Origin of the sequence: Oerskovia sp. Root22 (assembly GCF_001429135.1) — a bacterium.
GTDB lineage: Bacteria > Actinomycetota > Actinomycetes > Actinomycetales > Cellulomonadaceae > Oerskovia > Oerskovia enterophila.
In genome coordinates this window covers 354,262-372,771 of record NZ_LMIL01000009.1, presented here as the reverse complement: position 1 = coordinate 372,771, position 18,510 = coordinate 354,262, and the positions used below count along the sequence as shown (strand labels likewise).

Annotated in this window: 16 protein-coding genes; 11 read left to right on the top strand and 5 right to left on the bottom strand. The window is 73.4% G+C overall.

The window, feature by feature from the left end; genetic code table 11:
* Positions 1–8: 8 nt before the first annotated feature.
* Positions 9–365, bottom strand: coding sequence for a hypothetical protein (locus tag ASE15_RS12130; protein WP_056651213.1), 357 nt, complete (start codon positions 363–365; stop codon positions 9–11).
* 141 nt (positions 366–506) lie between these two features.
* Here ASE15_RS12130 and ASE15_RS12125 point away from each other — a divergent pair, with 141 nt between their 5' ends.
* Positions 507–2,009 (top strand): leucyl aminopeptidase, encoded by a 1,503-nt coding sequence (locus tag ASE15_RS12125; protein WP_056763503.1) that lies wholly within the window; start codon positions 507–509, stop codon positions 2,007–2,009.
* A gap of 64 nt (positions 2,010–2,073) precedes the next feature.
* Here the strand turns inward: ASE15_RS12125 and ASE15_RS12120 are convergent, their stop codons facing one another.
* A complete protein-coding gene (locus tag ASE15_RS12120; protein WP_056651207.1) occupies positions 2,074–2,424 on the bottom strand; it encodes a hypothetical protein in 351 nt (116 codons plus the stop codon).
* Between the two features lie 295 nt (positions 2,425–2,719).
* Between ASE15_RS12120 and lpdA the strand changes: the two genes are divergently transcribed.
* The 3 genes from lpdA to ASE15_RS12105 all read left to right on the top strand — a co-directional run bounded on the left by lpdA (position 2,720) and on the right by ASE15_RS12105 (position 6,974).
* Positions 2,720–4,102 carry a dihydrolipoyl dehydrogenase gene (lpdA, locus tag ASE15_RS12115; protein WP_056651204.1) on the top strand — a complete coding sequence of 461 codons (1,383 nt, stop codon included), beginning with the start codon at positions 2,720–2,722 and terminating at the stop codon, positions 4,100–4,102.
* A 29-nt stretch (positions 4,103–4,131) separates the two neighbouring features.
* Positions 4,132–5,928, top strand: coding sequence for a 2-oxoglutarate dehydrogenase, E2 component, dihydrolipoamide succinyltransferase (gene sucB / locus ASE15_RS12110; protein WP_056763501.1), 1,797 nt, complete (start codon positions 4,132–4,134; stop codon positions 5,926–5,928).
* A 155-nt stretch (positions 5,929–6,083) separates the two neighbouring features.
* Positions 6,084–6,974: a TIGR01777 family oxidoreductase gene (locus ASE15_RS12105; protein WP_056763499.1), complete on the top strand. Its 891-nt coding sequence runs from the start codon at positions 6,084–6,086 to the stop codon at positions 6,972–6,974.
* A 6-nt stretch (positions 6,975–6,980) separates the two neighbouring features.
* Here the strand turns inward: ASE15_RS12105 and ASE15_RS12100 are convergent, their stop codons facing one another.
* A complete protein-coding gene (locus ASE15_RS12100) occupies positions 6,981–8,582 on the bottom strand; it encodes a hypothetical protein (protein ID WP_056763496.1) in 1,602 nt (533 codons plus the stop codon).
* A 174-nt stretch (positions 8,583–8,756) separates the two neighbouring features.
* Positions 8,757–9,800 (bottom strand): Gfo/Idh/MocA family protein, encoded by a 1,044-nt coding sequence (locus ASE15_RS12095; RefSeq protein WP_056763494.1) that lies wholly within the window; start codon positions 9,798–9,800, stop codon positions 8,757–8,759.
* Between the two features lie 111 nt (positions 9,801–9,911).
* On the opposite strand from ASE15_RS12095, the gene ASE15_RS12090 reads away from it, so the two are divergent.
* Complete coding sequence (locus ASE15_RS12090) at positions 9,912–10,643, top strand: HNH endonuclease family protein (protein WP_056651186.1); 732 nt, start codon at positions 9,912–9,914, stop codon at positions 10,641–10,643.
* A 169-nt stretch (positions 10,644–10,812) separates the two neighbouring features.
* Here the strand turns inward: ASE15_RS12090 and ASE15_RS12085 are convergent, their stop codons facing one another.
* On the bottom strand, positions 10,813–13,110 hold the full coding sequence (locus ASE15_RS12085; RefSeq protein ID WP_082608909.1) for an MMPL family transporter: 2,298 nt from the start codon (positions 13,108–13,110) through the stop codon (positions 10,813–10,815).
* A 51-nt stretch (positions 13,111–13,161) separates the two neighbouring features.
* Here ASE15_RS12085 and ASE15_RS12080 point away from each other — a divergent pair, with 51 nt between their 5' ends.
* The 6 genes from ASE15_RS12080 (at position 13,162) to ASE15_RS12055 (ending at position 18,453) form a co-directional block, all read left to right on the top strand.
* A complete protein-coding gene (locus ASE15_RS12080; protein WP_231907770.1) occupies positions 13,162–13,599 on the top strand; it encodes a MarR family winged helix-turn-helix transcriptional regulator in 438 nt (145 codons plus the stop codon).
* A 9-nt stretch (positions 13,600–13,608) separates the two neighbouring features.
* Positions 13,609–14,271 (top strand): lipoyl(octanoyl) transferase LipB, encoded by a 663-nt coding sequence (lipB, locus tag ASE15_RS12075; RefSeq protein ID WP_056763492.1) that lies wholly within the window; start codon positions 13,609–13,611, stop codon positions 14,269–14,271.
* A 100-nt stretch (positions 14,272–14,371) separates the two neighbouring features.
* Positions 14,372–15,739 (top strand): MFS transporter, encoded by a 1,368-nt coding sequence (locus ASE15_RS12070; protein ID WP_056763490.1) that lies wholly within the window; start codon positions 14,372–14,374, stop codon positions 15,737–15,739.
* A 64-nt stretch (positions 15,740–15,803) separates the two neighbouring features.
* A complete protein-coding gene (gene lipA, locus ASE15_RS12065) occupies positions 15,804–16,805 on the top strand; it encodes a lipoyl synthase (protein WP_056651175.1) in 1,002 nt (333 codons plus the stop codon).
* 154 nt (positions 16,806–16,959) lie between these two features.
* Positions 16,960–17,691, top strand: coding sequence for a DUF4191 domain-containing protein (locus ASE15_RS12060; RefSeq protein WP_056763487.1), 732 nt, complete (start codon positions 16,960–16,962; stop codon positions 17,689–17,691).
* Positions 17,692–17,802: 111 nt separating this feature from the next.
* The gene (locus ASE15_RS12055) at positions 17,803–18,453 is read left to right on the top strand and encodes a bifunctional 2-polyprenyl-6-hydroxyphenol methylase/3-demethylubiquinol 3-O-methyltransferase UbiG (RefSeq protein WP_056763485.1); all 651 of its coding nucleotides are present in this window, start codon (positions 17,803–17,805) and stop codon (positions 18,451–18,453) included.
* Positions 18,454–18,510: the final 57 nt, after the last annotated feature.

Genomic DNA, 18,510 nt, shown 5'->3' with positions numbered 1-18,510 from the left:
ATCTCTCCTCAGGCGGTCCAGATCTGCCACAAGCGCCACTCGAGGAACGCGACCGTGATCGCGGCGACCGCGAGCACGACCGAGCTCCAGCGGGTGCGTTCTGCGAACGCCCACACGGCGGCGACGGGCAGGATGAACAGGGCGGTGATCAGGTAGCCCCAGAGCTTCACGGGGTCGCTCGCCGTGCTCCCGGTCGCGGCGAGGACGCCCGCGACGATCATCTGCACGACGATCACGCCCTCGATGACGGCACCGCCCCACAGCTGCTTGAGGATCACGGCGCGGTCGCGGGCGACGAACCACCCTGCCCAACCGGTGAGGGCCGCGCACAGCGCGACGGCGAGGAGGACGAGGGGGAGGACCACGACGCCGAGCCTACCGGCGAGGGGCCCACGGGCAGGAATCGCCCGTCCGCCCTCGCCCCGTCCGTGCTCGCCCCGCCCGGCTCGTCGGGGCGCGCTCGTCCCGCCGGTGGCCCGCGGCCTGGCAGCGGCTAGCATCGAGGCGTGGCTGAACTCACTCTCTCCAGCAAGAACCCGACCGGCGTGAAGGTCGACGCGCTCGTCGTCGGGACCCAGACGACGTCAGACGGCGTGGCCGTCGTGGGGGACGACCTCCCCCGCGACGTCGTCGCCGAGCTCGAGGCCCTCGCTCCGGCGCTGGGCATCACGGGCGCGCGCGACGAGGTCCGCACGGTGCCCGCGGGCGCCCACCTCAAGGCGGGCGTGCTCGTCCTGACCGGCCTCGGCGCCCGGGACGGCTCGGGCTCGTTCCCGGCCGAGACCCTGCGTCGCGCGGCCGGCGCGGCCGTCCGCGAGCTGACCGGGGCGTCGTCCGTCGCGGTCGCGCTGCCCGCGGCCGACGAGGCCGAGGTCGCGGCGATCGCCGAGGGCGCGCTCCTCGGGGCGTACTCGTTCACGCGCTACCGGGACACGGCGGGCGCCGCCGCCTCGACCAAGCCTGCCGGCGGCGTCTCGACGATCGAGGTCCTCACCTCGCTCGCCCGCGGGGCCAAGGCCAAGGCCGCGGTCGAGCGTGCCGCGACGATCGCCGCGGCGGTCCACGCGACGCGCGACCTGGTCAACACCGCCCCGAACGACCTGTTCCCCGCGGCCTTCGCCGACATCGCCAAGGCCGCGGCCAAGGGCACGGGCGTCAAGGTGACCGTGCTCGACGAGAAGGCCCTCGCAGCCGGCGGCTACGGCGGCATCCTCGCCGTCGGACAGGGGTCCTCGCGCGGCCCGCGCCTCGTGAAGGTCTCCTACTCCCCCTCGCGCCCGCACGCCAAGGTCGCGCTCGTGGGCAAGGGCATCACGTTCGACTCGGGCGGCATCTCGATCAAGCCCGCCAAGGGCATGGAGGCCATGAAGTCGGACATGGCCGGTGCAGCCGCCGTCCTGCACACCGTGCTCGCGGCCTCGAGGCTCGGCCTGCCGGTCGCCGTGACGGGGTGGCTCTGCCTCGCGGAGAACATGCCGTCCGGCACGGCCCAGCGCCCCTCGGACGTCATCACGATCCGTGGCGGCAAGACCGTGGAGGTCCTCAACACCGACGCCGAGGGCCGCCTGGTCATGGCCGACGGCCTGGTCGCCGCGATCGAGGAGAACCCGGACGTCGTGCTCGACGTCGCGACGCTCACCGGGGCTCAGATGGTCGCGCTCGGTACCCGCGTCTCGGCCGTCATGGGCACCGAGTCCGTCCGCAGCGAGGTCGTCGCCGCGGCAGAGTCCGCAGGCGAGCAGTTCTGGCCCATGCCCCTGCCCGAGGAGCTCGCCGCCTCCATGAAGTCGAAGGTCGCGGACATCGCGAACATCGGCGACCGTTTCGGCGGCATGCTCGTGGCCGGCCTGTTCCTGCAGGAGTTCGTCGGGTCCACGCCGTGGGCACACCTGGACATCGCGGGCCCCTCGTTCAACGAGGGCTCGGCGTTCGGCTACACGCCGGTCGGCGGCACGGGGGTCGCGGTGCGCACCCTCGTCGAGCTGCTCGAGGCCCGCGCCGCGAAGTAGGCCTTCCGGTGCACGACAGGGCGGGCACCGGGGGCCGGTTGGGCAAGAGGCCCGCTCGGAGCGCTCAGCGCCGTCGTTGCTTGGAGTTCCAGTCGCGCATGCGCTGCGGGTAGCCCGTGAAGTTCACGTCGTAGACCGGCAGCTCGAGCTGCTCGGCGAGCTTGCGCGCGGTCCTGGCGTCGGGGACCCGGCGCCGCGTCCACTCCCCCGTGGTCGCGATCAGCATCAGGGTCGTGGGCGTGTCGTTCGTGGGCGGCTCGATGTACGCCTCGACCCCGACCCGGGTGCGCGCGAACTCGGCCAGGTGCTCGACCGTCGCCCGTCGCTGGTCGGCGGCGGACGGCGAGCCGGCGCCGCCCGACGACGCGGGACCGTTCGCGGGCTTGCGGGAGAAGAGCTGGGACAGCCTGGACATGGAGGCAGAGTACTTGCTCCGCCTGGAGCGGGCCTGAGATCGCCCGCCCTCCGGTCCGTGTCGTGGTCGGGCGGGGTCGCCCGCGCCGGCCGGTGCGCTCAGCCGGCTCGCGCGGCGAACCATCGAGAGACCGGGCACCCGACGGCGTGCCCGGGCCCTGGCTGTTCCCTGCCTCACCTGTCTTGAGCATCACACCGCCGACCGTGCGTTCCGATTGGGGTACGGGTGCCCAAAGTGCCAAGATGTCACAAGAACTTTGCTCTCCCTCTTTTCGTATGCCCCTAAGGAGCTGCACGTGGCCGAGACCGGCACACCTTTCGACGTCGTCGTCCTGGGCGGAGGCAGCGGCGGTTACGCCACGGCGCTGCGCGCCGCCGAGCTCGGCCTCAACGTCGCCCTCGTCGAGGCGCACAAGCTCGGCGGGACCTGCCTGCACAACGGCTGCATCCCCACGAAGGCCCTGCTGCACGCGGCCGAGCTCGCCGACAACGCCCGCGAGGGCAGCGCGTACGGCGTCCTGAGCCAGCTGCAGGGCATCGACATGAACGGCGTGAACTCGTACAAGGACGGCGTCATCGCCGGGCTGTACAAGGGCCTGCAGGGCCTGATCAAGTCGCGCAAGATCACGGTGATCGAGGGCCACGGCACGCTCGTCGCCGCGGACACGGTCGAGGTCGCGGGCCAGCGCTACACGGGCAAGAACGTCGTGCTCGCCACGGGCTCCTACGCCCGCTCGCTCCCGGGCCTCGAGATCGGCGGCCGGGTCATCACGTCCGACCAGGCACTGAACCTGGACTACGTGCCCAAGAGCGCGATCGTCCTGGGCGGCGGCGTGATCGGCGTCGAGTTCGCGAGCGTCTGGAAGTCGTTCGGCGCCGACGTGCAGATCATCGAGGCGCTCCCGCACCTCGTCCCCAACGAGGACGAGTCGCTGTCGAAGGCCCTCGAGCGCGCGTTCCGCAAGCGCAGCATCGGCTTCACGCTGGGCGACCGGTTCTCGGGCGTGACCCAGGACGACTCGGGCGTGCACGTGACCCTCGAGTCCGGCAAGACGTTCGACGCGGACCTCCTCCTGGTCGCCGTCGGCCGCGGTCCCCGCACCGCGGACCTGGGCTACGAGGCGCAGGGCATCACCATGGACCGCGGCTTCGTGATCGTCGACGAGCGCCTCCACACGGGCGTCGGCAACATCTACGCGGCCGGCGACATCGTCCCCGGGCTCCAGCTCGCGCACCGCGGGTTCGCCCAGGGCATCTTCGTGGCCGAGCAGATCGCGGGCCTGAACCCGACGCCGATCGTCGAGTCGGGCATCCCCCGCGTGACGTACTGCGAGCCCGAGGTCGCCTCGGTCGGCCTGACCGAGGCCAAGGCCAAGGAGCTGCACGGCGCCGACGGCGTCGAGACGCTCGAGTACAACCTTGCCGGCAACGGCAAGAGCAAGATCCTCGGGACCACGGGCTTCGTCAAGCTCGTCCGCCAGAAGGACGGCCCCGTCGTCGGCGTGCACATGGTCGGCGCCCGCGTCGGCGAGCTCATCGGCGAAGGCCAGCTCATCGTGAACTGGGAGGCGTACCCCGAGGACGTCGCCGCCCTGGTCCACGCGCACCCCACGCAGAACGAGGCTCTCGGAGAGGCCCACCTGGCCCTCGCCGGCAAGCCGCTGCACGCCCACAACTGACCCAACGATCGAAGGAGACCCGAGAGGTCATGTCTGACAACGTGCAGATGCCCGCACTGGGCGAGTCCGTCACCGAGGGAACCGTCACCCGCTGGCTCAAGGCCGTCGGCGAGAGCGTCGAGATCGACGAGCCCCTGCTCGAGGTCTCGACCGACAAGGTCGACACCGAGATCCCCTCGCCGTTCGCCGGCGTGCTCGAGCAGATCCTCGTCCAGGAGGACGAGACGGTCGAGGTCGGTACCGACCTCGCCGTGATCGGTACCGGCGCGGACGCAGCCCCCGCTGCCCCCGAGGCGCCGGCCGCTCCCGCCGCTGAGGCCCCGGCACCGGCCGCTGCTCCCGCAGCTCCTGAGGCGCCCGCCGCCGAGGCTCCGGCCCCGGCAGCCCCCGCCGCAGAGGCGCCTGCCACCGAGGCGCCCGCCGCCTCGGGCGGCGAGGAGATCAAGCTCCCCGCGCTCGGCGAGTCCGTGACCGAGGGCACCGTGACCCGCTGGCTCAAGGCCGTCGGCGAGACCGTCGAGATCGACGAGCCCCTGCTCGAGGTCTCGACCGACAAGGTCGACACCGAGGTCCCGTCCCCCGTGGCCGGTACCGTCCAGCAGATCCTCGTCCAGGAGGACGAGACGGTCGAGGTCGGCACCGTGCTCGCGATCGTCGGCTCGGGCGCCGCGGCTCCCGCACCGGCCGCAGCAGCACCGGCACCCGCCGCTGCGCCCGCTCCGGCTCCCGCCCCCGCGGCACCTGCAGCGCCGGCACCGGCTCCTGCCCCTGCTCCGGCACCGGCCGCTACCCCCGCCCCGGCTCCGGCTCCCGCCGCAGCCCCGGCTCCCGCCGCTGCAGCCCCGGCTGCTCCGGCGGCCCCGGCCTCGCGTGCCACCTCGGGCGCGACCGGTGGCTCCTACCTGACCCCGCTCGTGCGCAAGCTCGCCGCGGAGAAGGGTGTCGACGTCGCGTCCCTCACGGGCACGGGCGTCGGTGGCCGCATCCGCAAGGAGGACGTCCTCGAGGCGGCCGCCAAGGCGGAGGCTGCCAAGGCGACTCCTGCACCTGCCGCTGCTGCGCCGTCGGGCACCGCGCCCAAGGCCCCCAGCGTCCCGGCCGTCTCGCCGCTGCGCGGGACCACCGAGAAGATGTCGCGCCTGCGCAAGCTCGTCGCGACGCGCATGGTCGAGGCCCTGCAGACCCAGGCCCAGCTCACCACGGTGGTCGAGGTCGACGTGACCAAGGTCGCCAAGCTGCGCGCCAAGGCCAAGAACGACTTCAAGGCTCGCGAGGGCGCCAACCTCACGTTCCTGCCGTTCTTCACGCTCGCCGCGGTCGAGGCCCTCAAGGCCTACCCGAAGATCAACGCGAGCATCGACGGCGACTCGGTCGTCTACCACCCGCAGGAGAACGTCGGCATCGCGGTCGACACCGAGCGCGGTCTGGTCGTGCCGGTCATCAAGGACGCCGGTGACCTCAACCTCGCCGGGATCGCCCGCAAGATCGCCGACCTCGCCGGCCGCACCCGCATCAACAAGATCGGGCCGGACGAGCTGGGCGGCGCGACGTTCACGATCACGAACACCGGTTCCGGTGGCGCCCTGATCGACACGCCCATCGTCCCCGGCGGCCAGGTCGCGATCCTGGGCACGGGCACGATCGTCAAGCGTCCGGTCGTCGTGACCGACGCAGACGGCAACGAGTCGATCGCGATCCGTTCGATGAGCTACATCTTCCTGTCCTACGACCACCGCCTGGTCGACGGCGCGGATGCAGCCCGCTTCCTGGGTGCGATCAAGAACCGCATCGAGGAGGGCGCCTTCGAGTCCGAGGTCGGTCTCTGACCCTCGGAGCTCGCTGAGACCACCACGACGGCGGCCCCTCGACCCTCACGGGTCGGGGGGCCGTCGTCGTGCTCGGGGACCTCAGGCACCGGACACGCCGGACGGCGCGTGGCCCGAGCAGCGCAGGCAGGCCGCACGGGCCGTACCGTGGTCGCATGGACATCGTCGTGGCCGGCTCGCACGGTCTGATCGGGACCGAGCTGCTCGAACGTCTGCGCGAGCGCGGGGACACCGTGCGCCGCCTGGTGCGCCGTCCTCCCCAGGCCGCGCACGAGGTCTTCTGGGACCCCGACGAGGACGCGCTGGACCCGCACGCGCTCGAGGGCGCGGACGCCGTGGTCAACTTCGCGGGCGCGGGGGTCGGCGACCACCGGTGGACGACCGAGTACAAGCGCACCATCCTCGAGTCCCGGACCCGGACCGCAGGACTGCTCGCGCGTACGCTCGCGCACCTCGACGCTCCCCCGCCCGTGCTCCTGCAGGGCACCGCGGTGGGCTACTACGGGGACCGGGGTGCGGAGGTCCTGACCGAGACCTCGGGCCCGGGCACGACGTTCCTCGCGCGCGTCGTCACCGAGTGGGAGGCCGCCACGGCCCCCGCGCAGGACGCGGGGGTGCGTGTGGCGCACCTGCGCACGGGGATCGTCCTGTCCCCCGACGGCGGCGCCCTCGCGCGCATGCTGCCCCTGCTGCGGCTCGGCGTCGGGGGGAGGCTCGGGAGCGGCACCCAGTACTGGAGCTGGATCACGCTGCGCGACCACGTGTCGGCCGTGCTGCACCTGCTCGACGCCGACGTGCGCGGCCCCGTGAACCTCACGGGTCCCGCTCCGGCGACGAACGCCGAGGTCACGCGCGCGCTCGCCCAGGCGCTGCACCGACCCGCGGCGCTGCCCGTGCCGTCCGTGGCGCTCAAGGTGGTCCTGGGCGAGTTCGCGTCCGACGTCCTGGGGTCGCAGCGCGCCCTGCCGCGCGTCCTGGAGGCGAGCGGCTTCACGTTCGAGCACGACGACCTGGAGTCGGCCGCCCGATGGGTCACGAGCGGCTGAGCGCCCTCACCCGACCTCCCCGACGCGCCACGCGCCGTCCGTCCAGCGCAGCGTGAGCACCGCGACCTCGGGCTCCTCAGCAGGGACCTCGATCACCGTGCCGTCCGCGGCGCGCTGGGTGTGGGCGCCGACGACGTAGGTCACCTCGACGCTCGCCTGGTCCGGGCTGCCAGCGTCCGCGCTCACCGCGTCCAGCCCGCCGGTGGCGATGTTCCGGGCGTCCAGGACCTCCGCTCGGGCGCCCTCGACGACGACACCCGTGTCGGCGATGCGCTCGAGCATCTCGGCGTCAGCCTGCTCCGCGGGTGAGCCCGGCACCACGACCTCGGCCATGGCCCGGTCTCCCACCAGCAGCTCGACCCTGCGCTCGGTGAGCTCGACCGCCGCGGCGAGCGGGTCGTCGTGGTGACGCGTCGGGTCGGCGCCCGTGGCGTCCTGGCCGTCCGTGCGGGGTCCGGCGAGCACAGGGTCCCGGGCGCCGGACGTGTCCCCGGCCCAGGACCGCAGAGCCAGGCCCCCTCCCGCGAGTGCCGCGCAGACCGTGAGCACGAGCACGACGACGAGGGCGGGATGGTGTTGCCCGCGCGACCGGCCACCGCCTCCCCGGCGGCCGCTGCGGCCGTCGGGTCGACGCGCGGTCGGAACGGCCCGACCGGCAGTTTTACCACCGCTACGGGGCCGCTCGGGGGCTCTCGCTCGCGTCTCGGCACGGGTGGCCGGCACGAGCGCTCCGCCGTCGCGGACACGCGCCGGACGGACGACGGCACCGCCGGCCCCGGCCTCGTTCCGCGACGGAAGGCCGGAAGCGTCCCCGCCGACCGCTCGGCCCGCAGCCGGTCCTCGGGGGCTCGAACGTTCCGCGATGGCCGCGGCCGCGAGGCGCGCGGGGTCCGGGAGGACGAGGGGAAGAGGCGGGGCGGCCTCGTAGCAGAGCGCCGCGAAGGTCCCGGCCTCGGGGCGCCCGCGGGGGTCGGCGCGCTGGGCGGCGGCGAGCTCGGCGTGCAGTGCGGCGAGCGCCGCCTCGTCGTTCCCTTCCCCCGGCCCGACGGCGCCGCGAACGCCCGCGTGCAGCGTCGCGGGGGGCGGCACGAGCCCCGTGACGAGCGCGGCGAGCGCCCGGACGTCCTCCGCGGGGCTCGCCGTCGAGGCGACGAGCGGTGCGCGCAGCACCGCACGGCCGTCGGGCCCGACCGTCACGTCCCTCCGGCCGAGCGCGCCGTACGTCTGGCCGGCGTGGTGGAGCGCGGCGAGCGCCTGCGCGAGCGGGACCACGAGCGTCGCCGCCTCGCCGGCGCTCAAGGGTCCACGGCACCTCAGGAGAAGGTCCAGCCCGGTCCCGTGGGGACGTCGGGTCAGGACCCCGAGGTGCCCCGGGTCCCCCTCGACGATCTCGTCGATCGCGGCGAGGTGCTCGTGGTCGAGCGTGCGCAGCACGCCGAGGCGTTCGACGACCAGGGCGCGCTCGCGGTGCTCGGCGGGCACGGGCACGAGCGTCAGGTCGTCCTGGCACCCGGCACGGTCGACGACGACCCACGCCTGACCGTCGGCGCCGTCGCCCGGCGCGTCCCGCGACGTCGCTCGGTCGGCGATCCTCCAGCCGCGGCTCACGAGCTGTTCAGCAAGGGTAGGAGGGATCACCGGGCCGTCCGGTTCGCTCCGCCTCCCCGGTCGCCGTGGCCGTGACTCGCGGACGGGGCGTGCACTCGACATGCCCCCATCCCACCAGGGCGGAGCGGGCGTCCCGGCTTGTCCACAGGCCGGGCGTGTGCGCCGGCCTCGGGCTCAGACGTCGAGACGGCGCCCGCTGCGCGCGCTCTCGCGCGCGACGTCCAGCACGTGTGCCGTCCGCACGGAGTCGGCCGGGTCGACGGGTGCCGGCCCGCCCGCGAGCCACGCGGCCACCGCGCGGTAGAAGTCGGCGTGCCCCCCGGGGGCGCGCGGCACAGGCGTCCGCTCGCGTCCGCGGGTGATCCACCCCTCCGTGCCCTCGGGAGCCGCGTCGTCGAAGACCTCGAACGGGGAGGCGTCGTTCTCGAACGTGGTCACGACGTACGCGCCCGCGGTGCCGAGGACGCGCGTGCGCGGGCCGGGCGCCCCCACGACCGAGGCCGCCCAGAGCCGGCTGACGACCTCCCGCCCCTGGTGGCCCTCGTGGTGGAGGGTCAGGAAGACGTCGTCCTCGGTCGGGGTCGTCAGGGCGCGCAGCTCGGCGTAGACCGAGCGGACGGGTCCGAAGAGCTGGGTCGCGGAGTCCACGAGGTGCGGGCCGAGGTCGAGCAGGAGCCCGCCCCCGACGGGGTCGTTCTCCTTCCAGCGCTGCTGCGGCACGGGTCGCCACCGCTCCCACCGGCGCTCGAACGTGTGCACCTCGCCGAGCTCGCCCGACGCCAGGACGGACTCGAGCGTGAGCTGCTCGGGGTCCCACCGCCGGTTCTGGAAGACCGTGAAGGGGGTCCCCGCAGCAGCCGCGACCGCGACCACCTCGGCCGCCTGCGTGCCGTCGAGCGCGATGGGCTTGTCGAGCACGAACGGGACGCCGGCCGCGGAGACCTGCGCGGCGTGCTCGGCATGGAGCGCCGACGGGCTCGCGACGACCACCACGTCGTAGGTGCCCCGGTCCGCCAGCAGACCGGCGAGGTCGTCGTGCAGGTGCACCCCCGGCCAGTCCTGCTCGGCCTCGGCGCGACGTCCCGGGTCGCGCGCGACCACCGCGGTGACCTGGAGCCCCGCCTCGCGCGCGAGGCGGGCGTGGATGCCTCGGCCCGCGCCGCCGTACCCGACCAGCCCGACGCGCGCGACCTGTTCCTGCGTGCTGCTTCCGCTCATGGCGACCAATCTAGCGGCCGTCCCGGAGCACTCCCGAAGACTGGCAGAATGTACCGAATCCTCCTGGAACTGTCGTTCTCGGCATGTGCCCGAGTTCGGGAAGGTCGTCCGTTGAGCACCAAGAGCTCGAAGAGCCAGAAGAGTCACAAGAGTGCGCGCCTGCGCCGCGCCGTACGCATCACCCTCATCGCCCTGGCGCTGGGCGTCGTCATCGCCAACGCCGTGAACCAGCAGACGATCGAGGCCCACGAGGCGCCCGCCTCGGGGACCGCGCTCGCGGCCCTCGCGACGCTCGACGTCAAGGGGCCCGCGGCCTCGACCGGGTACGAGCGCGAGAACTTCGGCTCGGCATGGGCGGACGTGGACGGCAACGGGTGCGACACGCGCAACGACATCCTCGCGCGCGACCTCACCGATCTCACGTACTCGACGCGCGACAAGGCGTGCGAGATCCGGACGGGCACGTTCGACGACCCGTACACGGGCGAGGTGATCAGCTTCGTGCGCGGCAACAAGACCAGTGCGGCGGTCCAGATCGACCACGTGATCCCGCTCATGGACGCCTGGCGCAAGGGCGCACAGTCGTGGGACGCGCAGACGCGCCTGCGCTTCGCGAACGACCCGCTCAACCTGCTCGCGTCGGACGGCTCGGCGAACCAGTCGAAGGGGGCACGCGACGCATCGGCCTGGCTGCCGCCCAACAACGCGTTCCGCTGCACGTACGTCGCCCGCCAGATCGCGGTCAAGGTGACCTACGACCTGTGGGTGACCCCCGCCGAGCACGACGCCATGGCCACGGTCCTGGACGGCTGTCCGTCGGAGCCCCTGCCCGTCGCCTCCTGAGCCCTCAGATCGCGCGGCCCGTCGTGCTCCTCTGGACGCGCCGCCGCTGGGCGCGCTGTCACCGGGCGCCCGAGCCACGTCCCGCTCGACGTCCCAGGCACCGCCCACGTCTCCCGAGCGGGTCCCGGGCGAGCCGCCTGACGCGAGGCGGCCCGTCCGGGCCCGCGGCTCAGGGCGCGGCGCGGCGGAGCGAGCCCGGCCACCACACGACGCGTCCGACGTCGTGCACGAGGGCCGGGACGAGCAGGCTCCTGACGATCAGGGTGTCCACCAGGACACCGAACGCGACGATGAACGCGAGCTGGGCCAGGAAGAGCAGCGGGATCACCCCGAGCGCAGCGAAGGTCGCGGCCAGGACGACTCCCGCCGACGTGATGACCGAGCCCGTGACGGCGAGCGCCCGCAGAGTTCCGCGACGCGTGCCGATGATCCCGGACTCCTCCCGGACTCTCGTCATGAGGAAGATCGAGTAGTCGACGCCCAGCGCGACGAGGAAGCAGAACGCGTAGAGCGGGACGGTGGGGTCGGCGCCGGGGAAGTCGAGCACGTGGTTGAACACCAGGGCCGCGACGCCCAGGGCCGCTCCGAACGAGAGCACGTTGGCCGCCATGAGCAGGACGGGCGCGAGGATCGAGCGCAGGAGCAGCATCAGGATCAGGAGGATCACGACGAGCACGACCGGGACGATGACCCGCAGGTCGTGGTCGCCCGCGATCTGGGTGTCGAGCCGCTCGGCGCTCGCCCCGCCCACGAGGGCCTCGGGCGAGACCTCGTGCACCGCGTCGCGCAGCGCGGCGACGGTCTGGGTCGCGGCGTTGGTGTCGCTCGGGTCCTCGGTCACGACGTCGACGCGGACGTCACCGTCGACCACGAGGGGCGGGCCCTGCGCGGGGGCTCCCGGCGCCCCGCCCGTGCCGGCCTCGGTCACCGCGGCGGCCGACGCGACGCCGTCCGTCGCGGTCGCGGCCTGCAGCACGGCGTCGAGGTCCTCCTGGGGGGCGATCACGATCGCGGGCTGGACGCCCACTCCCCCGAAGTGCTCCTCGAGCGCCTGCTCCCCGTCGACCGAGTCGACCTGGGTGAGGAAGACGTCGGAGTCGCTCGTGCCCTCGGCCTGGAACGTGGGGACGAACGCCGCGCACCCCGCGAGCACGAGTGCCGTGACGATCCACACCGCCCGGTCGCGGCGCCCCACGAAGCTCGCGACGCGGGACCAGATCCCGTGCCCCGCGACGTGCACCTCGACGTCGTGGCTCGCGGCGAGCGCGAGGTCGCGCGCGCCCTCACCGGAAGCCGGCGTGCTCGGGTCCACGGCCACCGGCGCGGGGGCCGCACCCTCGTCCGCTGCGGCGGGGTCGTAGGTGGGCTTCTGCGGCCAGAAGATCCCGCGCGAACGCCTGCCACCGAGCACGAGCAGCGCAGGCAGGAGCGTCAGTGCGGCCAGGAAGGCCGCCGCGATGCCGATCGCCCCGACGGGGCCGAGGCTCCGGTTGGACCCGAGGTCGGACAGCAGGAGGCACAGCAGGCCCGCGATGACGGTCCCGGCCGAGGCCGCGACGGGCTCGATCGAGGCGCGCAGGGCCCGGCGGACCGCGGTGTACGGGCTCTCCACGACGCGCAGCTCCTCGCGGTAGCGGGCCACGACGAGCAGCGAGTAGTCGACCGCGGCGCCCACGACCAGGATCGACAGGATGCCCTGCGCCTGGCCGTTGAGCGTGAGCGTGCCGTTGTCGGCCAGGAGGTAGACGACCAGGCCGGCGAGGCACAGCGCGAAGACCGCGGTGAGGATCACGATGAAGGGCAGGATCGGCGAGCGGTAGACGATCGCGAGGATGATGAGCACGGCACCGAGCGCGACGAGCAGCAGGACCGTGTCGATCCCGCCGAACGCGTTGACCAGGTCGGCGACGAACCCGGCGGGCCCGGTGACCCAGGTCTGCAGGCCCGAGTCGGCGAGGGCGGTCTCGAGCTCGGCGCGCACCTCGGCCACCACGACGTTGTTGACGCGCTCGTCGTCGGCCATGAGGTTCGAGGCCTGCGACGCGTCGAGCGAGGCGACGATCATGGCCGCCTCCCCGTCCTGCGAGGGCACGACGACGGGGTCCCCCGTGAGCGCGTCCCCGACGGTCTGGGGGTCGTCGGGTCCGGCGCCGGGCAGGGGCAGGCCGGGCAGGTCCGCAGCGACGTCCTGGAGGAGCTGGAGCTGCTCGGGCGTGACCGCTCCCCCGGCGGTCGGCACCGCGACGACGAGCGCGGGCAGGCTCTCGTCGGACACGAACGCCTGCGCCTTCTCGGCGGCTCGGGTCGACTCGGCGCTCGAGGGCAGGAAGGCCGCGGAGTCGTTGGTCTGGACCGTGCTGAGCTTGCCCTGCGCCTGCCCCCCGATCGCGCCGATGGCCAGCCAGACACCGAGTACTGCGACAATGACCAGGCCTCGGAGCACACCACTCCAGCGATTACTCAGCATGCTGAGTACTATTGACGACGGAGGTCTCAGAAGCAAGTGGACGCCAACCCCGTGAGCAGGGAACCGAAGGACTGGCCGACCGGCCGGCTCCTGTCGGCGGTGACCCGGCGGATCGAGCGTGAGTGGAACCATCACCTCGACGGCTGGGACCTCAACCACGCCTCGATGCCCGTCCTGCTGCACCTCCTCGCCGGCCCGCGGACCCAGCGCCAGCTCGCGGCCGAGTCGCACATCACCGAGCAGACCATGAGCCGCGTCCTGGCACGCCTCGAGCGGTCCGGGTACATCACGCGCGAGGACGACCCGTCCGACCGCCGACGACGCGCCGTGGCCATCACCCCGCCGGGACGGCAGGCCGCGCTCGCGGCCGCGAGCCCCCGGCCTGCCGAGGAGCTCAGCACCCGCGGCCTGAGCGACGACCAGATCGCCACGCTGCGTGAGATCCTCATCACCATGGTCGAGGCCCACCCGCGCCCGGGCGAGGACTAGCCTGACCGCATGCACTTCCGCACCGAGGGGCCCGGTCTGACCGACTACCAGGACGCCTGGGACCTGCAGCGCCAGGTCCACCAGGAGGTCGTGGACGGCATCGCGCCGGACACCGTGATCCTCGTGGAGCACCCGAGCGTCTACACCGCGGGCCGGCGCACCAACAGGGCGGAGCGGCCCGACGACGGCACGCCCGTGGTCGACGTCGACCGCGGCGGGAAGATCACCTGGCACGGTCCGGGCCAGCTCGTGGCCTACCCGATCGTCCGTCTCGCCGAGCCCGTCGACGTGGTCGCCTACGTGCGCGCCCTCGAGGGCGCGGTCATGGACGTGTGCACGAGCCTGGGCGTCGAGACCTTCCGGGTCGAGGGGCGCAGCGGCGTGTGGCTCGCCGCGACCCCGACCCGGCGAGAGCGCAAGGTGTGCGCGATCGGGGTACGCGTCGCACGCGGCGTGACCATGCACGGGCTCGCGCTCAACTGCTGCCCGGACCTCGGCGAGTTCTCCCGGATCGTGCCGTGCGGCATCGCCGACGCCGACGTCACCTCGCTCTCGCTCGAGACCGGCCGCCAGGTCACGCTCGACGAGGTCTCCCCGCTGCTCGTCGCGGCACTGCGCACGCACCTGGCACCGCTGCTCGCGGAGCACGAGGCGGCTCCTCTCCCCTTCTGAGGCGTTCGCCGCTAGAATGGGCCTCACCTCAAGGGAATCCTTGCGCAACCGGAGTACGGGTGGGTCGGTGCGCGGATCGGTTGACCCCTGAAGGACCCTCATGACCCGCACTCCCAGCCCCCTCGCGCCCGCTCGGCGCGACGTCGAGCCTGCCGCGACCGGCACCCTCGGCTCCCCTGCTCCGGCTCCTGACGACGTCGAGCCCCGGCGCGGGACCCTCGCCACGTACGGCGAGCTGCCTCGCCTGGCCGGCAAGGCCTTCCTCCCCATCGCCTTCCTGGCGCGGCTCCCGTTCTCGATGATCACGATCGGCACGCTGCTGCTGGTCAGCACGACCACGGGGTCGCTCGCGCTCGGCGGGCTCGCGAGCGCGGCCGCCGCCGTCGGGACGGCGCTCGGTGGCCCCACCCAGGGGACCCTCGCGGACCGCATCGGGCAGCGCACGGTGCTGCTCGTCGTCGTGCCCCTCAATGTCCTGGCCGTCCTGGGGCTCGTCCAGGCCGCGAGCGCCGGGGCCTCCTCGGCCGTCATCCTCGGAACCGCCGCGCTCGTGGGAGCGTTCGCCCCGCAGGTCGGACCGCTCGCGCGCGTGCGCTGGATCGCCATGACCCAGCACCGCCCCCGGACCCTGCTCGCCGCGATGGGCTACGAGTCCACGGCCGACGAGATCGGGTTCGTGCTCGGCCCGGCGCTCGTGGGCATCCTCGCGAGCGTCTGGTCGCCCCAGGCGGCGATGCTCTTCGCCGCGGGCGTGTGCGCGGTGTTCGGCCTGGCGTTCGCGCTGCACCCCACCGCGACCCCCGGCGCCCCCAAGCCGTCCCCGGAGGCCTCGGCCGCCGCCGGGCAGGACGCCCACGGCTCGTTCGTGGGGCTCCTGCGCCGGGTCCTGGTCCCCGTGCTCGGCATGCTCGCCATGGGCATGCTCTTCGGCAGCACCCAGACGGCCGTCACGTCGTTCATGCGCGACGCGGGGTCCGAGTCGCAGGCGGGCCTCGTCTACGCCGTGCTGGGCTTCGGTTCGGCGATCACGGCCCTGGCCGTCGTGGCGCTGCCGGCCCGCTTCGGTGCACGCTCGCGCTGGGTGGCCTTCGCGTCGGGCCTGACGGTCGCGGCCGTCCTGACGTTCGTCGCAGGCGGCAGCGGGTCCCTCGGCACCCTCATCGGCGCGCTCGCGCTCCTCGGCCTGTTCGTGGGCCCCGTCATGGTCACGATCTTCACGGTCGGCGGAGACCTGAGCCCCACGAGCCGCAGCGGGGCCGCCATGACGATGCTCGCGAGCGCGAACGTCGTCGGTGTGGCCGTCGGCGCGAGCGTCGGCGGCCAGGTCGCCGAGGGGGTCGGGACCGCGGCCGCGTTCGCGCTGCCCGCGATCGCCGCCGCGCTGCTCGTGGTCACAGGACTGTCGCTCAGGTCACGTCCGGCACCGGTGGACGCTCCGGCACCCTCCGCGGCTCCTGGCGTACGCTGACTTTCACCCGATACCGGGCACGACTCCAGGGGGCCACCGCCCACCACGGACTGGGAGAGACCGCGTGACGATCGCACCTGAAGGGCGGCGCATGCTGCGGGTCGAGGCCCGCAACGCTGCGACACCCATCGAGAAGAAGCCCGAGTGGATCAAGACCCGGGCGACCATGGGACCCGAGTACACCGAGCTCAAGGGCCTCGTGCGCAAGGAGGGCCTGCACACGGTCTGCGAGGAGGCGGGCTGTCCCAACATCTTCGAGTGCTGGGAGGACCGCGAGGCCACGTTCCTCATCGGCGGTGACCAGTGCACGCGTCGCTGCGACTTCTGCCAGATCGACACGGGCAAGCCCGCCGACTTCGACGCGGACGAGCCGCGCCGCGTCGCCGAGTCGGTCCAGGCCATGGGTCTGCGCTACTCGACCATCACGGGCGTGGCCCGCGACGACCTGGCCGACGGCGGCGCGTGGCTCTACGCGGAGACCGTCCGCCAGATCCACGCGCTCAACCCCGGCACGGGCGTCGAGCTGCTCATCCCGGACTTCAACGCGATCCCCGAGCTGCTCGACGCGGTCAACGAGTCCCGCCCCGAGGTGCTCGCGCACAACGTGGAGACCGTGCCGCGCATCTTCAAGGAGATCCGCCCGGGCTTCCGGTACGACCGCTCGCTGTCCGTCATCACGCGGGCCCGCGAGGCCGGCCTCGTGACCAAGTCGAACATCATCCTCGGCATGGGCGAGACGATCGACGAGGCCAAGGAGGCCCTGCAGGACCTCCACGACGCGGGCTGCGACCTCATCACCATCACGCAGTACCTGCGCCCGTCGCTGCGCCACCACCCGGTCGCACGCTGGGTCAAGCCCGAGGAGTTCGTCGAGCTCTCCGACGAGGCCGAGCGCATCGGCTTCCTCGGCGTCATGTCCGGTCCGCTCGTGCGGTCGTCGTACCGCGCGGGCCGGTTGTGGGGCCAGGCGATGAAGCGTCGCGGCATGGAGATCCCCGCCGCGCTCGCCCACCTGGCCGAGCCGCGCACCTCCCGTCAGGAGGCAGCGAGCCTGCTGGCCCGCTGATCCCCGCAGGAACGTTCGACACCGCTCGTCGCCGGGCCGGTCCCCGCTCCCGTCCTCCCGCCGTCGTGCGAGAGAATCGTGGGGCGGGGTCCGGCTCGCCGCCGTCCTCGCCCCTTCACCGGAGCACTCTCCGCCACCACTAGACTGAGGCACCATGGCCCGCAACAAGAGCACCGACCCCTCGACCGGGGTCGACGGCACCAAGCCGAAGAAGCAGAAGAAGCAGCGCTGGTATCACCAGGTCTGGGACGCGTACAAGATGACGCGCACCGAGGACCCGGCGGTCACGTGGATCATGCTCGCCGTGTTCGTCGGCATCCTCGCCGTCGCGATCGGGATCGGGCTGGCGTGGGGCCCCTGGGTCTACACGCTCATCGTGGGTCTGCCGTTCGCGTTCCTCGGCTCGCTGTTCGTCCTGACCCGTCGCGCCGAGACGGCTGCCTACAGCCGCATCGACGGCCAGCCCGGTGCTGCCCGTGCCGCGCTCGGCACGATCCGCCGCGGCTGGACGTTCGACGACGAGCCCGTCGCCCTGACCCCCCAGCAGGACCTCGTGTTCCGCGGGGTCGGCCGTGCCGGTGTGGTCCTCGTCGGCGAGGGCCCCACGCACCGCGTGACCAAGCTGCTCGAGGGCGAGAAGCGTCGCATCACCCGCGTCCTGCCGAACGTCCCGGTCACCACGATCCAGTGCGGCAACGGCGAGGACCAGGTGCCGCTCAAGAAGCTCGCACGCCAGGTCCAGAAGCTGCGCCCGACGCTCACCAAGCCGGAGGTGGCCGAGGTCAGCAAGCGCCTGCGGGCGCTGGGTGGCACCAAGCTCCCCATCCCCAAGGGGATCGACCCCACGCGTGCACGCCCCGACCGCAAGGGCATGCGCGGGCGCTGAGCCTGCGTGCAACGCACCGGCAGCCCGTCGACAGCCCGTCTGTCGGCGGGCTGTCCGCGTTCCGGGACCGGCATCACCGACACCCTGCGCCGACGACGCCGGAGGAGACCCGTGAGCGACCCGTGCTGGAACCACAACACCCACTACCACCCCGACCTCACGCGGCTCGTCGGCCCCGGGACGCGCACGGCCCTGGACGTCGGGTGCGGTGAGGGGCTCCTGACCCGTCGCCTGCGGGCGGCCGGTGCGGGGCGTGTCCTGGGGATCGACCTCGACCAGGACCAGGTCGAGCGTGCGCGGGCAGCATCGGGCGGTCCGCCCCAGGCGACCGGGCTCGACTACGTCGCGGGCGACGTCCTCGCCCCGCTGCCCGGCCTCGCCGAGCCGTTCGACCTCGTCACGACGGTCGCGACCCTGCACCACCTCCCGCTCGACCTCGGGCTGCGGAGGCTGCGCGGGCTGGTCGCACCGGGGGGCACGCTCGCGGTCGTGGGTCTCACCCGGCCCCGCACGGCGTGGGACCACGCGGTCAGCGCGGCCGCGATCCCTGCGGCCGTCTGGGCCCGACGGCGCCGCGGCGAGTGGGAGCACGGGTCACCGATCGCCGAGGTCACCACGAGCCACGCCGAGCTGCGCGCGGCGGCTCGCGAGATCCTGCCGGGGGCACGCCTGCGACGGCGCCTCTACTGGCGGTACACGCTCGTGTGGCGTGCGCCCGCGACGAGCGGGGACCAGGGCGAGCGGGTACGCCAGGGGTCGTGACGGCGTCGGGCCACGGAGCCGTGGACCGGGAGCTTCGCGGGCGTCACCGGCGGCGCA

Bases quoted from the DNA above. Each gene is read 5' to 3' on its own strand.
- ASE15_RS12120 (WP_056651207.1), bottom strand. From the start codon at position 2,424: ATGTCCAGGCTGTCCCAGCTCTTCTCCCGCAAGCCCGCGAACGGTCCC.
- sucB (WP_056763501.1), top strand. From the start codon at position 4,132: ATGTCTGACAACGTGCAGATGCCCGCACTGGGCGAGTCCGTCACCGAG.
- ASE15_RS12105 (WP_056763499.1), top strand. From the start codon at position 6,084: ATGGACATCGTCGTGGCCGGCTCGCACGGTCTGATCGGGACCGAGCTG.
- ASE15_RS12095 (WP_056763494.1), bottom strand. From the start codon at position 9,800: ATGAGCGGAAGCAGCACGCAGGAACAGGTCGCGCGCGTCGGGCTGGTC.
- ASE15_RS12085 (WP_082608909.1), bottom strand. From the start codon at position 13,110: ATGCTGAGTAATCGCTGGAGTGGTGTGCTCCGAGGCCTGGTCATTGTC.
- lipB (WP_056763492.1), top strand. From the start codon at position 13,609: ATGCACTTCCGCACCGAGGGGCCCGGTCTGACCGACTACCAGGACGCC.
- ASE15_RS12070 (WP_056763490.1), top strand. From the start codon at position 14,372: ATGACCCGCACTCCCAGCCCCCTCGCGCCCGCTCGGCGCGACGTCGAG.
- ASE15_RS12060 (WP_056763487.1), top strand. From the start codon at position 16,960: ATGGCCCGCAACAAGAGCACCGACCCCTCGACCGGGGTCGACGGCACC.